The following is a 13395-nucleotide window of genomic DNA, read 5'->3' on the forward strand; positions in this document are numbered from 1 at the left end:
CGTCGTTCACTGCCCGACAGGGCGGTAGCGGAGGTGTACGACGCCGTTTCGGAATCGGCGCTCGTCGAGGAGTTCGAGGTCGACGCGCATGCCGGACGGCAGGCCCGGCTTACCCCCGCCGACGACCACGGGCCAGACGAACAGCTGGCACTCGTCGACCAGCCCGGCCTCAAGAGCCTGCGCCGCGAGGTTTGCACCTCCAACGGTGAGATCGCTGCCGGCCGTGGCCTTCAGTTCGCGTACCGCGGCGGGGTCGAAGCGGCGTTCGAGCCGGGTGTCGGCGGTCGACACCGCGGCGAGGGTCGTGGAGTACACGACCTTTCCCGCTGCCTGCCAGGCGCTTGCGAAGTCGGCCATGAGGTCGGACTGCGCGGCCAGAGCGGCGTCGGTTTCCCAGACGGCCATCGCCTCGTACAGCCGCCGTCCGTAGAGGAACGTGCCCACGGACCGCAGGAGATCGGTGTAGACGACGAACACCTCGTCGTCCATCGGCAACCAGGCGAACGCGCCGCGTTCGTCCTCCATGTAGCCGTCGAGCGACACGTTGTTCACATAGATCAGCTTGGCCATGCCTTACCTCTCGATGGTCAACCGCAACAGCCTGGACGCACGGGCGCATCACCCAGCAGCCTCGTGGGCTGCCCCGCTCATTGACTACGAACACCCCTGCCCAGATCCGACACCTCCGGCGGACACCAACAGCGAACGGTGCACGCCCACCGCCGCGTGTGCCGGCCGGGGCGACCGCCGGGCGGCTGCGTACGCTGGTGGCGGAGGCGCTGAGGGAACCGTCGGCCCGGCAGACGATCAGGTGATCGTCGCCCCCGCCGGCCCGCGTACGACTCAGGACCTGACGGCGGAAGCCGGACTGTCGGCGGGACCGCCGCGCGGCTGACCAGGAGACCGGAGGAGCGCCCAGGCGCCGCGCACCGCGCGGACTCCGGCGACGTCCCGCCGGACAGGCCGCGGGAACCCGCGCCGTACGCACGGGTTCCCGCGGCCTGTCCCGGGTCCGCCGGGACTCGCCCTACCCCGCCCGCTGCGGGCCGACGACGGTCCAGCAGAGGCCGGCGGGGTCGCGCAACGTGACCTGGTGCGACGGGGCAGCCGGCGGCTCGACATGGGCGCCCGCGGCCACCGCCCGCCGCAGCACCGACTCGGGGTCCGTCCGCTCGATGGTCAACACCTCGTCACGGTTCGCGGCCACCGACGGGTCGCCCGCCTCCCACCACTCGCTCACGATCAGGCGATGACCGCCGACGGCCAGTTCCGCGTGCACGACATGCCCGTCGAGCAGGCACTCCCGTTGGATGGCCACGGCGTCGAAGACGTCCGTGTAGAAGGCGATCGCCTCGCTCGTGTCGCTGACCGTCAGGTGCGGTCCCGTCCGCTGGTCCTGTGCCCGCATGAGACTGCTGCGTCCCTTCGCTACTCGGCGATCCGGGTCCGGCCGGTCCAGCGGAAGACCACCGGCTCGACCGTCGCGGCGGCGGCGCCCCGCTCGAAGTGCTCGTACCCGCCGTAGTACAGGATCTTGATCTTCTTCTCGGCCCTGGACACCCGACGGCTGCGCAGATCGGCCGGCAGGCCGGCCGGGCCGCCCTCCAGGACGACATCGATGACGCCGGCGGCGTCCCGGGCGACCGGATCAGCTTGCGAAACGTCCTTCATGGCACGACCTCCGTCGCATTCCGCACACCCCACGAGCCGCCGCAGGGGCGACGCGGTTCGGTCCACACAGGTCCAACGACACCCGTTGCCGGGTGAACGGACGCTCCGCGGTCGAACGTCCTTGTCCGGTGAGCGGCCACCCGTTCAGCTCCGAACGTAGTGCAGATCACATTTCGTGAGCACCCTTAGCGCACCCCTAGAAACGGCCTTGGGCAGCGACGATGCCGGACCAGCCCGGTCGGGAGGCGGGCTCACTCCCAGCGGAAGAACCGCGTCGCCCCCAGGGCGGCGACGGCGGCCGTGACGGCCAGGGCGATCAGCTGCGGCAGCTCCGGGTCGGCCCCCGCCCACGCCGCGCCGATGGTGTCGACAGTCGCGCCGAGCGGCGAGTAGTCGGCCACGGCCGCCAGGGCACCCGGCATCCGGTCGCGGGGCAGCCAGGCGCCGGCCAGGAAGAGCAGCGGGAAGAACAGCGCGGGGCCGATCGACTGTGCCGCCCGGGCCGACGGCGCCAGCGCCGCGATCAGCAGGCCGACGGCGAACAGGCACGCGACCCCGAGGAGGAAGGCCAGTACGAACCCGGGCAGGTTGGCCGGCGCCGGCTGGTCCAGCAGGAACCGCACGGCGATCGAGGTGACCACCGCACCGAGCACGCCCATCACGAGGTTGACCACGACCTGGGCGACCAGCAGCAGCGCGGGCTGCACCGGGGTGGTCGCCAGACGGCGCAGGATCCGGCGTTCCCGGTAGATGCCCAGCGCCATCGGCAGGGTGAAGAGCGCGAGCATGCCGATGGTGAGAGCCAGCGCGAGCGACGGCAGGAACGTCTGCTCGGCGTGCTGGCCGGTGTCGGCGGCGGTACCGGCACGCTGCGGCAGGCCGAAGACGAGCATCAGGCCGATCGGCAGGGCGAAGACGAAGAACAACGACACGGGCTCCCGGAGGAACAGCTTCGTCTCGACGGCGATCAGCTTGGACAGGGCGCTCACGACGACCTCCCGTCGGTCGGGGACTGCGCGGCGGCCCGGCCGCCGCGGCCGGTCAGGGCGACGAAGGCGTCGTCGAGGGTGGGCTGCTCGACCCGCAGGTCCGTGTAGGTCGTCCCGCGCCCGTTGAGCACTGCCAGGACCGACTGGAGCACGTCCTTCGTGCCGGTCACCGTCACCTCCGCCCCGTAGCGGCTGACCCCGGTCACGTCGGGCGCGGCGAGCAGCAGGGCGTCCTCGACCGGCTCCGCCGGGCGGAAGTGCACCCGGTGCTCGCTGCCGACCCGGGCGAGCAGGCCAGCGGGGCTGTCGATGGCCACCATCCGCCCCTTGTCGATGATCGCGATCCGGTCACAGAGTCGTTGCGCCTCCTCCATGAAGTGGGTGACCAGCACGACGGTGACGCCGCGGTCGCGAATCCGCTCGACGAGATCCCAGGTGTCCCGGCGGCCCTGCGGGTCGAGGCCCGTGGTCAGCTCGTCGAGGATGGCGATCTCCGGCCTGCCCACCAGCGCCAGGGCCACCGACAGCCGCTGCTTCTGCCCGCCGGAGAGCTTCTGGAAGTAGGTGTTGCGCTGCTCGGCCAGGCCGAGGTCGGTCAGCAGCTCGTCGATGTCGGCCCGGTTGCGGTAGAAGGACCGGTACAGGTCCAGCGCCTCCCGCACCCGCACCTTGTCCGGCAGCTGGCTCTCCTGGAGCTGGGCGCCGACGCGCTGGCGCACCTCGGTGCGGTCGCGCACCGGGTCCAGCCCGAGCACCCGGACGGTCCCGCCGTCGGGACGGCGCAACCCCTGCACGCATTCCACAGTGGTCGTCTTGCCGGCGCCGTTCGGGCCGAGGACGCCGAAGATCTCGCCCTGCTCGACGGTGAAGGAAACGTCGTCGACCGCGACCTTCTCGCCGTACCGCTTCTGCAGATGATCGACCTCGATGACCGGCATCCGGGATGGTCCTCCTTCATGTGCGGTTTGCCGCCGGGAAGGGCGGACCACTCGGCTGATCGCGGCGTCGGTCCGCGGCAACGGGCCGGACCCGGGCCGACCGACGCCCGACATCATCCGCGCAACCGATGCCCCGATCAACTGATCAGGTGACGAATCGGGGGTGTCGAGGCGGGAAACCATCCTCCACAGGGGTACCGCCCGGCGACAGGGGTGTCGCCCGGTCACGCCAGGTGTCCGGGCGTCCCGTCCGGGCGGGCGGCGGCTCCGGGCGGCTTCCCGCCCACGGATCCGGTGTGGCTCGTCACCGCCGTGCCGGGCAGAGCGGCAGCAGCTCGTCGAGCCGGGTCAGAACGACGTCCGGGCCGGCCGCGCGCAGCGTCTCCTCGTCGGACTCGCCCCACAGCGCGGCCACCGCCGCCACCCCGGCCGCCCGCGCGCTGGCCAGGTCGCTGGGCGCGTCGCCGACCATCAGCGCCTCCTCCGGCCGGGCCCCGAGCAGGTGCAGCGCCCGCCGTACGATATCGGGCGCGGGCTTCGGGCGGGGCACCTCGTCCGAGCCCACCACGTGGTCGACGAGCGGCAACAGGTCGAGCCGGCCGAGCAGGTCCCGGGCGCGTACACCGCTGCGGCCGGTGGCCACGGCGAGCCCGATCCCCCGCCGACGCAGGGTGCGCAGCAGCTCCGCCGCGCCGACGACCGGGCTGACCCGGTGTGCAAGGCGGTTGCTCTGCCGCACGAACGGCTCGGCGAGCGCCGCCGGCAGACCCATCAGCTCCAGCACCTCCGGCAGGTACCGGCCCGGGTGGCGGCAGTACTCGTCGACCGGGGCCAGGCCGTCGCCGACCACCTCGGCGTAGGCGAGGGCGAACGCCTCTCTGGCCACGGCGAGGCTGTCGACCAGCACCCCGTCGAGGTCGAACACCACCGCCCGGACACCGTCGGGTGCCGCCGTCGCCCTCGCGACCATCGATGTCACCTCCCCGCCCGCACGACCGCCACGGCCGGTAGGGGTGGCAGGCCGCGGAGACCCCCGACTACGGTCAGGACCGTTCTCCCGGCCCACCGGCGGCGCACTCGCCCGCCCGGATCCGGCGGTACCCCACGACCCTACCGGCGTCGCGGCCCCCGGCAGGGCTCGGACCGGGCCGCTGAGAGGATCGCACCATGCCGCTGCTGGGCTGGCTGACGAAGACAACCGACGGGCACCCGGACGCGATCCGGGTCGGCGGCCGGGCGGCGTCCTGGGTGGAGCTTCGCCGCCTTGCCACGGCGGTGGCCGACGAGCTGCGCGGCGTCGACCGGGTGGCGATCGAGGCCACCGCCACCCTGGAGACCGTGGTCGGCGTGGTGGGCGCGCTGACGGCCGGGGTTGCGGTCGTGCCGATCCCGCCGGACGCCGGGCCGATGGAGCGCGATCACATCCTGCGCGACTCGGACGCGACGGCGCTGCTGGCCCCGGCCGGCGCGGAACGCACCGTCGGTGACGCCGGCCGGCCCGTCGTACCCGTCGACCTGACCCGCCGGTCGGACACCGTCCACCCCGAGCCGGATCCGGCCTGCACCGCGGTGATCCTCTACACCAGCGGCACCACCGGCGCCCCGAAGGGCGCCGTGATCTCCCGCCGCGCGATCGCCGCCTGCCTCGACGGGCTGGCCGACGCCTGGGCATGGACGCCGGACGACCTGCTGGTGCACGGCCTGCCGCTGTTCCACGTGCACGGGCTGGTGCTCGGCGTGCTCGGACCACTGCGGCTGGGCGGCCGGCTGCACCACGTGGGCCGCCCCCGCCCCGACCGGTACGCCGCCGCCAACGGCACGATGTACTTCGGGGTGCCGACGGTGTGGTCCCGAATCGCCGCCGACCCGGACGCGGCCCGGGCGCTACGTCCGGCGCGGCTGCTGGTCTCGGGCAGCGCGGCGCTGCCGGCGGCGGTCTTCGCCGACCTCGCCACCCTCACCGGTCACCGGGTCGTCGAGCGGTACGGGATGACCGAGACCCTGATCACTGTGAGCGCCCGGACGGACGGCCCACGCCGGCCCGGCACCGTCGGGCTGGCGCTGCCCGGGGTCCGTACGCGGCTGGTCGGCGACGACGGCACCCCGCTCCCGGCCGACGGGGCGACGATGGGCGAGCTTCAGGTCACCGGCCCCACGCTGTTCGACGGCTACCTCAACCGTCCGGACGCCGACGCGGCGAGCCGTACCCCGGACGGTTGGTTCCGCACCGGGGACGTCGCCACCGTCGACCCGGACGGCTGGCACCGGATCGTCGGCCGGGCGTCGACCGACCTGATCAAGAGCGGCGGCTACCGGATCGGCGCCGGGGAGGTGGAGGACGCCCTGCTGACTCACCCGGGGGTCCGTGAGGCAGCCGTGGTGGGCACACCGCACCCCGACCTCGGTCAGCAGGTCACCGCGTACGTGGTGGGCGACGGGGTGGGCGAGGCCGAGCTGATCGACTTCGTGGCCCGGCGCCTTTCGGCGCACAAGCGACCACGCGAGGTGCGCCTGGTCGACGCCCTGCCCCGCAACGCCCTGGGCAAGGTGCAGAAGACGCGGCTCAGCGCCGACGGTTAGGACGCGACCGCCGGGATGCTGATCGCGGTGACCACCAGTCCCCGCTCGACCAGGAACCTGCCCGCGAACGCCCGCACCTCGGCCCCGCCGAGCACCGGACCGGGCACCAGCAGCCGGGCCTCGAACGTGCCGGCCGGGTCGAACACGATGTCCGCCTCGGAGAAGTCCAGCCACTGGCCGGTGAGCGGGAACCACGCCTTGTACACCGCCTCCTTGGCGCTGAACAACAGCCGGTCCCAGCAGACGGCGGGGCGGACCGCGGCCAGCGTGACGGTGCGCGACCGTTCGGCCGGCAGGGCGATCGCTCCGAGCACCCCGTCGGGCAGCGGGGCGTGCGGCTCGGCGTCCACCCCGAGGCTGGCGAACGCCGCCGTACGGCCGACGACCGCCGCCCGGTAGCCATCGCAGTGCGTCATACTGCCGACCACGCCGTCGGGCCAGAGCGGGGCACCGCGTGCGCCGGAGACGATCGGCGCCGGGGCGAGGCCCAGCTCGCCGAGAGCCAGCCGGGCGCAGTGCCGCACGGTGGTGAACTCCCGGCGTCGTTTCTCCACCGACCGTGCCACCAGCGCCTCCTCCTCGGGGAACAGGGTCACGCCGGCGGGATCGGTGAAGGACTCGGACACCGCCACGGTGGAGGGCAGGATCTGCTCGATCACGTTGGCCGATGGTAGGCGCTGCGGCACCCCTCGCCGCGGCGGGCCTCGGCGATAGGTGCACCATAGGGGTCGGGTACGGGTGCCGGCCTGCACGGGACAGGTGCCACTCTGAGCGCCGTCCCGGTCCTGCGGGCGGGGCACCTGGATTTGGGGCGGATGGACGCGGGAATGGCGATGCTCACTGGCAAAGTGGTGCGGTTCGACGAGGTGCGGGGCTACGGGTTCATCGCCCCGGACGACGGCAGCGACGACGTGTTCGTGCACGCGAACATGCTCGACGGCGACAAGTGGGCGCTGACGCCCGGCGTCCCGGTCGAGTACGACGCGGTGGAGACCGAGCGCGGGCCCAAGGCCGTGCTGGTGCGGGTGTCCGGCGTCACGGTCGGCGGCGGGCGCAGCAGGGACAGCGGACAGGCCACGGGCGGCGCGGAGGACGACGAGGGCCTGTGCGACGTCCTCTCCGAGCGGGCCTTCTCCGCGGAGACCACCGAGGCGCTGGTGACCTCCGTGTCGGACCTGACCGGAGCGCAGATCGTGGCGGTACGTGCGAGGATGCTGGAGCTGGCCCGGCGGCACGGCTGGGTGGAGGGCTGACCGTGGCGGGGGCGGGTCACCGCTGCCCCCTGTCCGGCCGGCTCAGCCGCCGGCGATCAGCAGGGACTTCCTGATCCGCCCGAAGGCGCTGCGCGGCAACTCGTCGACGAAGTGCACCCGCCGGGGGCGCTGGCCCGCCGAGAGGTACCGGCCGACGTGGTCGATGAGCACCTGCGCGGTCACCCCCTCGGCGACGACGTAGGCGGTGACCTGCTCGCCGAGCGCGTGGTGCGGCGTGCCGACGACGGCGGCGTCGCGCACGCCGGGGTGGCTCAGCAACGCCTCCTCGATCTGCCCGGCGGGCATCCGCCGGCCCCGGCTGTGCACCACGTCGAGCCCGCGTCGCCCGATGATCCGGTACGTGCCGTCGGGGGCCACGCTGGCCAGGTCGCCGGTGGCGTGCCAGCGACCGGCGGCGAGGCTCCGCCCGCCGACGTACCCGCTGAACAGCATCGGCCCGCAGACGCTCAGCTCGCCCGCCGACTGGCCGTCGGCCGGCACCGGCCGGTCCTCGCGGTCCAGCACGCGCGTCTCGACGCCGGGCAGGGGGGTGCCGACAGCGCCCGGCACCGTACGGTCGCCGGGGCGCCCGGTCAGCGCGACGAGCGTCTCGGTGGTGCCGTAGGCCTGCACCGGCCGGTGCGAGGTGAGCAGTCGGAGCCGTTCGGCCACGGCGCGGGCCAGCGGGCCGTCCGCGGAAACGAGGATCCGCGCCGCGGACAGCGGCCGGGCCCGGTGGCCGTCCAGCGCTATCTTCGCCCACTGGTCGGGCGACGCCAGGTGCACGGAGCCGACCGGCCCGGTGCCGGCGTGGTCGAGGTGGACGAAACGGCTGCCGGCCCGCAGCGCGCCGAGCAGGCCGACGACCAGACCGTACGCCCGGAACAGCGGGGTGCCCTGGACGACCACGTCCTCCTCGCTCCAGTGCCACGCACGGGCCAGAAGGTCGAGGTCGGCGGCGATGGCGCGGCGCGAGATGCGCACCCCTCGTGGCGGCCCTGATGCGCCACCTGTGTAGAGGATGACGGCGTCGCTGCCCGGGGCGGGCTCGGGATGCCGCGTCGAGGCGTGTTCTCGCAGGTCGACCGGGATCGTGGACAGGCCGTCGGCCCCGGACGGGGCACGGCCGAGGATCACCGTCGCTCCGGACTGCCGCAGGATACGGCGGCGTTCGCGTTCGTCGGCGCCGGGAGGCAGCGGTACGAGCGGTGCCCCGGCGAGGAGGGCGCCGAGCATTCCGACCACCGCTTCCAGCGTCGGTGTGCCGTCGACCGCGACCGCGGTCGCGCCCCTGATCCGATCAGCGACGGCGGTGACGCAGCCCAGCAGGGCCTCGCTGGAGAGGGCTTCTCCGGCCACCGTGACCGCGTCGGCCCGATCCGCACCGAATCCACGCAGCACCGGCAGCAGTGTCATCTCCGCTATCCCCTGCGCGGGGCCGCAACGAGTCGCGGCGGCAGCTGGGACATCACGACGGCCACAGAACCCTTCAGGTCTCGGGCCTGCACGGCCCCATGTCCGGCTATCCAGACGGTGGAGACCGGGTGCCCCGAAATTAGGGCCGGGCTATCGTCGGGCACAACCCCTAGCCGCCGAGTCCGAATCCCCCTGTCCGGGCCTACTGGCCAGCTAGGACCGAATCCCGGCCGTCCTGACACAACGGCCGACCCGAGCGCTCACTCCGGCTCGGCGAACAATGCAGAGGCCGCATTTGTCCTCAGCGAGCGAAAATCGACCGTAAAACGTCCTCCTCGATGCCCGGCAGCTAGCCGTCACGGCTTTATCGCATTGACGTGTGCCGCATTAGATCAGCCTTCGGGCCGGATGGGACCGCAGGCCTCCGCAACCAACGGGACACTCGGATTCATAATTCTTTTTCATACATAATCGCAGAATCTCCCAAACGTCCGAATCGTGGCCCGCCGACGCCACCAAGCCTCGACCGCCGGCAGGGCCGGACAGGCATCGATCGCAGTTCCGGCATCAATGCCTTACATCGCAACAATCGAGCGCCTCCGGCAATTGCCGGAGCCCCGACCGGACCCCACGGCCCCGCCCCGGGGGCGGACGACACCTCCACAGCAGCTTCCGGCACCACGCCCGCCCGCGCCGGGATCGGCACGGGCGGGGTCACGAACGCCGAGTTCAACGACGATGACGCCCAGCTCGACGCCTCCGCACGCCGCGACCGCGGCAGCTTCGAACCCTGCGGCGAGAGCGACCGGTAACGCCCGGACGTCGGATTAGCACGGAAGAGCCCATTCGCCAATCAGCAGGCGGGCCGAATAAGCGGAACCATCGGCTCAGGAGAGCGCTCTGTCACGGTACGGGACCAGCCGGCGACTTTCCGTCGCCACCCCCGGTCGGGTCACCCGAGACAAGTAACCCATGTTTGCCCATCCTTTACACAACTCGGCTTGCCGCCCAATTGCCCAACTGCCATACTCCCACCATCAAGCAGGTCGATAGGAAGTGTCGACCCCGAGAGAGCTGGGGAATTATCGCCGACGCACACGGGAACACGGCTCGCAGCAGCCAACCGGTCAAGTCGGTCGATGGCGCACCGGCAAGGCTCGACACCAGTCGATCCTTGCCGATAATGGAATGGGTCAAGAATTGCCGGTCTCCAATTTGGTCGAGCTGTCGGGCCGCACCGGGCACCCGGCCCTCCCCCGGAGGGGGCGGTGATGGAGCTGACCGAGCGTTCGAGCCAGCTCGGCCTGCTGGAGCGCCGACTCGCAGACCTGCTCCGCGGCGGCACCTCGCCGACCGACCGGCCGGTGACCGTGCTGACCGGCCCGGTCGGCTCCGGCAAGACCGCGCTCTCACAGGCCTTCGCCCGGCGCGCCTGCGACGCCGGAGCACGGGTCATCGGCGCGAGCGCCTCCCGCGCGGAGCGCAGCGTACCGCTGGAGGTCGTCCGGCAGCTCGTCCGCGCGGTGCCGTCGTGCGCCGCGGACGCCCCCGACATCCGGGCCCGCCTCGCCCGGCTGCTGGACGCGGGCGCCCTCGCATGGAGCGACGCCGATCCGGCGGACGCGGAGAACGCCCGGCTCACCGCCGCCATCGGGCGCGCCCTGCTCGAACTGACCTCGCGGGGGCCGCTGGTCATCGTGGTGGACGACATCCACCACGCGGACGTGCCGTCGCTGCGCTGTCTCGATTACGTGGCCCGGCGGCTCTCCGGCCTATCCGTGCTGATGGTCCTGACGGAGGCGCCACGCACCCGGCCGTGGCAGGCGGACGTGCACGCCGAGATGCTGCAACCGGCGAAGCTGCACCGCATCCGCCTGCCGCTGCTCACCGCCGAGGGGACGTTCCAGCTGCTCGCCCAGCGGCTCGACATCCCGCTCGCCCGCAGCATCGCCGAGGAGAGCCACCGGATCAGCGGCGGGAATCCGCTCCTGGTGCACGCGCTCGCCGATGACCAGGCAGCCGCGCCACGGTCCGCCGGCGCCCCGGCGGTCGGCGAGTCGTTCCGGGAGGCCGTGCTGAGCTGCCTGTACCGCTGCGACCGCCTGGTGCTCAACGCCGCCCGGGTGCTCGCCGTGACCGGCGAGCCGCTGCACGGCAGCCTGCTGCCGCATCTCGTCGACGCCCGGTTGCACCCCGCGCTGGGCGCTGTCGACAAGTCGACCAGCGCGGGGCTGATCGACGAACAGGGGTTGCGCCATCCGGCTGTGACCCAGGCCGTGATCGACGGGATGACCGCCGAGGAACGCGTACGGCTGCATCTGGGAGCAGCCCGCCTGCTGCACGACGACGGCGCGCCCCCGGCCCGGATCGCGCCGCACCTGGTGGACATCGGCGAGCTGGCCGAACCCTGGATGGCGCAGACCCTGCTGGACGCCGGCGAGCAGGCGCTGCTCGACGGCGAGGTGGAGACCGCCCTGCGGTACCTGCGCCGGGCGCACCGCAGTGGCGTCGGCGAGTGTCTGCGGGCGCGGATCCGCTCCGCGCTGGCGCGCGCCGAGTGGCGACTCGACCCGCAGGCCACGATCCCCCACCTGGTCAGCGTCGCCACCGCCATCCGGGCCGGGCACCTCGGCAGCCAACAGGCCGCCGGTCCCATCCAGTACCTCCTCTGGCACGGTGAGATCGACAAGGCCGTCGACCTGGTCAGGCACCTCAGCGAGCGGTCGGATCCCGCCGATCCGCAGTCCGTGGCCGAGCTGCTCATCATCACCGGCTGGATCTCGACGCTCTATCCCGGGGTCATGGTCGACCGGCCCGCGCCCGCCGTGGCCGCGCGGGATCCGCTCACGCTGGCCCGGGTCAAGCACGGGCTCAGCGGAGTCATCCTGCTGTCCGGCGTGCTGGCCCGGGGTGACGCGGGCGTGGTCGAGCAGGCCGAGCGGACACTGTCGACCACCGGGCCGGACGACGAACCGCACATGTGGAGGGTCATCTGCGCCCTCATCGCCATGATCTACGCCGACCAGCTCGACCTGGCCGACGACTGGTGCGACCGGCTGGACCGCCACCTCGCCACCCCGCACCACCCCACCCCCTCGGCCACGCTCACCGCCCTGCGGGCCGCCGTCGCCGGCCGGCTCGGCGACCTCCCCCGCGCCGGCAAGCTGGCCGACGAGGCACTGGGGCAGCTCTCGCCGAAAGGCTGGGGGGTGGTGATCGGGATACCTCTCGCCGTCCGGATACGGGCGCTGACCTATATGGACCAGCTCGACACGGCGGCCGCCTGCCTTCAGGTGCCGGTGCCGCCGGCGATCTTCGAGACCCCGCTCGGGCTGCACTACCTGCACGCCCGCGGGACGCACGCCCTCGCCGCGGGAAGCCCCGAGGCCGCGCTGGCCGACTTCCAGCTCTGCGGGCAGCTGATGCAGCGGTGGCAGCTGGACTTCTCGGGCCTGGTGCCGTGGCGCACCGAGTCGGCTCGGGCACTGCTCCGGATGGGCCGCCGTCTGCAGGCGCGCAAGCTGGTGCGCGACGAGTTGGCCCGGCTGCGGCCCGTCCATGTCCGGTACCGGGCCGCGGCCCTGCGGGTTCTGGCCGCGACCGAGGAGGGACAGGAACGGATCCCGCACCTGCGCAGCGCCGTACGGCTGCTGCGGCAGTGCGGCGACCGGATGGAACTGGCGCACAACCTTGCCGACCTAGGTCACGCCTACGAGCAGGCCGGCGACCGGCGGCAGGCCCGCGCCGCGACCCGGTCGGCCCGGTCCCTCGCGGAGGAGTGCGGCATCCCGACGTTGTGGCCCAGCGCCCTGTCCACCAGGGACGGCGCCACCGGCAGCCGGGCGGATGCGGCGGTCCTGGTCCAGGGCCTGACGGACACCGAATCCAGGATGGCCACCCTGGCCGCCCAGGGTCACACCAATCGTGAGATCGCCGAGAAGCTCTTCCTGACGGTCAGCGCGATCGAACAGCGGATGACGCGCATCTACCGGAAGCTGGACGTCAACTCGCGCGGCGAACTCGCCGGACGGCTGCGGTTCGACCGCTCCGGCACGACGGTGCTGGATCCGCTGACGCGGGGCACGGACCCCCCGGGCGGCCGTCCGTCCGGCCCTCGGCCGCGCTGATCCCGGTCGGGCTTCCGCACGGAACAGCCGACGGGCGTCACGCGACCGTCACCCTCGCCGACCGTCGCGAAGAGTTCGCTCACCACCACTGTGGGTATCATCGGCGTGCGCCGGGAGTCGCGGTGTGGCACCATCGAGCCGTACGCCCCGGCACCAGCCGCTCACCGGCGTGTCGCCTCCCCCGGGCCGATCGGCTCCAACACCCATCACCCCGAACCGCGCAACCCCTAAATGCCTTCCGGGGCCCGCAGGTTTGGATGCGAAACGATGGGGTCTCACGCCCGTTGTCGCACCATCATGCCGGTGCCAGACTCGCCTCGACACGCGGACCGTACGGCGAGAAGACCGGTCCGACGAAGGATTTCAGGTCCACCCGGCGTGGCCGCCCGGCGCGCTCCACCCCTACCCGTCGAGACGCGGG

The 13395-nt window shown here is 72.8% G+C and carries 11 protein-coding genes; 3 read left to right on the top strand and 8 right to left on the bottom strand.

Annotated elements, in window-relative coordinates; genetic code table 11:
- Positions 1-6: 6 nt before the first annotated feature.
- From J3R08_RS20510 to J3R08_RS20535, 6 genes are all read right to left on the bottom strand, one after another.
- Positions 7-570 (bottom strand): dihydrofolate reductase family protein, encoded by a 564-nt coding sequence (locus J3R08_RS20510; RefSeq protein ID WP_166456131.1) that lies wholly within the window; start codon positions 568-570, stop codon positions 7-9.
- Between the two features lie 457 nt (positions 571-1027).
- A complete protein-coding gene (locus tag J3R08_RS20515) occupies positions 1028-1408 on the bottom strand; it encodes a glyoxalase/bleomycin resistance/extradiol dioxygenase family protein (RefSeq protein WP_064445437.1) in 381 nt (126 codons plus the stop codon).
- A gap of 20 nt (positions 1409-1428) precedes the next feature.
- Entirely contained in the window at positions 1429-1671 is a 243-nt protein-coding gene (locus J3R08_RS20520; RefSeq protein WP_104112198.1) for a DUF5988 family protein, read from the bottom strand.
- Positions 1672-1922: 251 nt separating this feature from the next.
- Positions 1923-2660 (bottom strand): ABC transporter permease, encoded by a 738-nt coding sequence (locus J3R08_RS20525; protein WP_043322827.1) that lies wholly within the window; start codon positions 2658-2660, stop codon positions 1923-1925.
- Complete coding sequence (locus J3R08_RS20530; protein WP_209962500.1) at positions 2657-3598, bottom strand: ABC transporter ATP-binding protein; 942 nt, start codon at positions 3596-3598, stop codon at positions 2657-2659. The genes J3R08_RS20525 and J3R08_RS20530 overlap by 4 nt, the downstream gene beginning before the upstream one ends.
- 304 nt (positions 3599-3902) lie before the next feature.
- On the bottom strand, positions 3903-4568 hold the full coding sequence (locus J3R08_RS20535) for an HAD-IA family hydrolase (protein WP_104112197.1): 666 nt from the start codon (positions 4566-4568) through the stop codon (positions 3903-3905).
- Between the two features lie 197 nt (positions 4569-4765).
- On the opposite strand from J3R08_RS20535, the gene J3R08_RS20540 reads away from it, so the two are divergent.
- A complete protein-coding gene (locus J3R08_RS20540) occupies positions 4766-6178 on the top strand; it encodes an acyl-CoA synthetase (RefSeq protein ID WP_209962501.1) in 1413 nt (470 codons plus the stop codon).
- On the opposite strand, the gene J3R08_RS20545 is transcribed toward J3R08_RS20540, so the two are convergent.
- Positions 6175-6837, bottom strand: a complete 663-nt coding sequence (locus J3R08_RS20545) for a 4'-phosphopantetheinyl transferase (RefSeq protein ID WP_064445435.1) — start codon at positions 6835-6837, stop codon at positions 6175-6177. The genes J3R08_RS20540 and J3R08_RS20545 overlap by 4 nt on opposite strands.
- A 156-nt stretch (positions 6838-6993) precedes the next feature.
- Between J3R08_RS20545 and J3R08_RS20550 the strand changes: the two genes are divergently transcribed.
- Complete coding sequence (locus tag J3R08_RS20550) at positions 6994-7431, top strand: cold-shock protein (protein WP_069088288.1); 438 nt, start codon at positions 6994-6996, stop codon at positions 7429-7431.
- A gap of 42 nt (positions 7432-7473) precedes the next feature.
- Here J3R08_RS20550 and J3R08_RS20555 read toward each other — a convergent pair whose 3' ends face one another.
- Positions 7474-8847, bottom strand: coding sequence for an AMP-binding protein (locus tag J3R08_RS20555; RefSeq protein ID WP_069088287.1), 1374 nt, complete (start codon positions 8845-8847; stop codon positions 7474-7476).
- Positions 8848-10118: 1271 nt separating this feature from the next.
- Here J3R08_RS20555 and J3R08_RS20560 point away from each other — a divergent pair.
- Positions 10119-12974: an AAA family ATPase gene (locus J3R08_RS20560; RefSeq protein ID WP_209962503.1), complete on the top strand. Its 2856-nt coding sequence runs from the start codon at positions 10119-10121 to the stop codon at positions 12972-12974.
- The last annotated feature ends 421 nt before the right edge of the window (positions 12975-13395 follow it).

It is taken from the genome of Micromonospora sp. HB375 (assembly GCF_017872985.1).
GTDB lineage: Bacteria > Actinomycetota > Actinomycetes > Mycobacteriales > Micromonosporaceae > Micromonospora > Micromonospora chalcea.

What these genes read in the sequence shown, in the direction of transcription:
- J3R08_RS20510 (WP_166456131.1), bottom strand. Translation starts at nt 570, where the DNA reads ATGGCCAAGCTGATCTATGTGAACAACGTGTCGCTCGACGGCTACATG.
- J3R08_RS20515 (WP_064445437.1), bottom strand. Translation starts at nt 1,408, where the DNA reads ATGCGGGCACAGGACCAGCGGACGGGACCGCACCTGACGGTCAGCGAC.
- J3R08_RS20520 (WP_104112198.1), bottom strand. Translation starts at nt 1,671, where the DNA reads ATGAAGGACGTTTCGCAAGCTGATCCGGTCGCCCGGGACGCCGCCGGC.
- J3R08_RS20530 (WP_209962500.1), bottom strand. Translation starts at nt 3,598, where the DNA reads ATGCCGGTCATCGAGGTCGATCATCTGCAGAAGCGGTACGGCGAGAAG.
- J3R08_RS20535 (WP_104112197.1), bottom strand. Translation starts at nt 4,568, where the DNA reads ATGGTCGCGAGGGCGACGGCGGCACCCGACGGTGTCCGGGCGGTGGTG.
- J3R08_RS20540 (WP_209962501.1), top strand. Translation starts at nt 4,766, where the DNA reads ATGCCGCTGCTGGGCTGGCTGACGAAGACAACCGACGGGCACCCGGAC.
- J3R08_RS20550 (WP_069088288.1), top strand. Translation starts at nt 6,994, where the DNA reads ATGGACGCGGGAATGGCGATGCTCACTGGCAAAGTGGTGCGGTTCGAC.
- J3R08_RS20555 (WP_069088287.1), bottom strand. Translation starts at nt 8,847, where the DNA reads ATGACACTGCTGCCGGTGCTGCGTGGATTCGGTGCGGATCGGGCCGAC.
- J3R08_RS20560 (WP_209962503.1), top strand. Translation starts at nt 10,119, where the DNA reads ATGGAGCTGACCGAGCGTTCGAGCCAGCTCGGCCTGCTGGAGCGCCGA.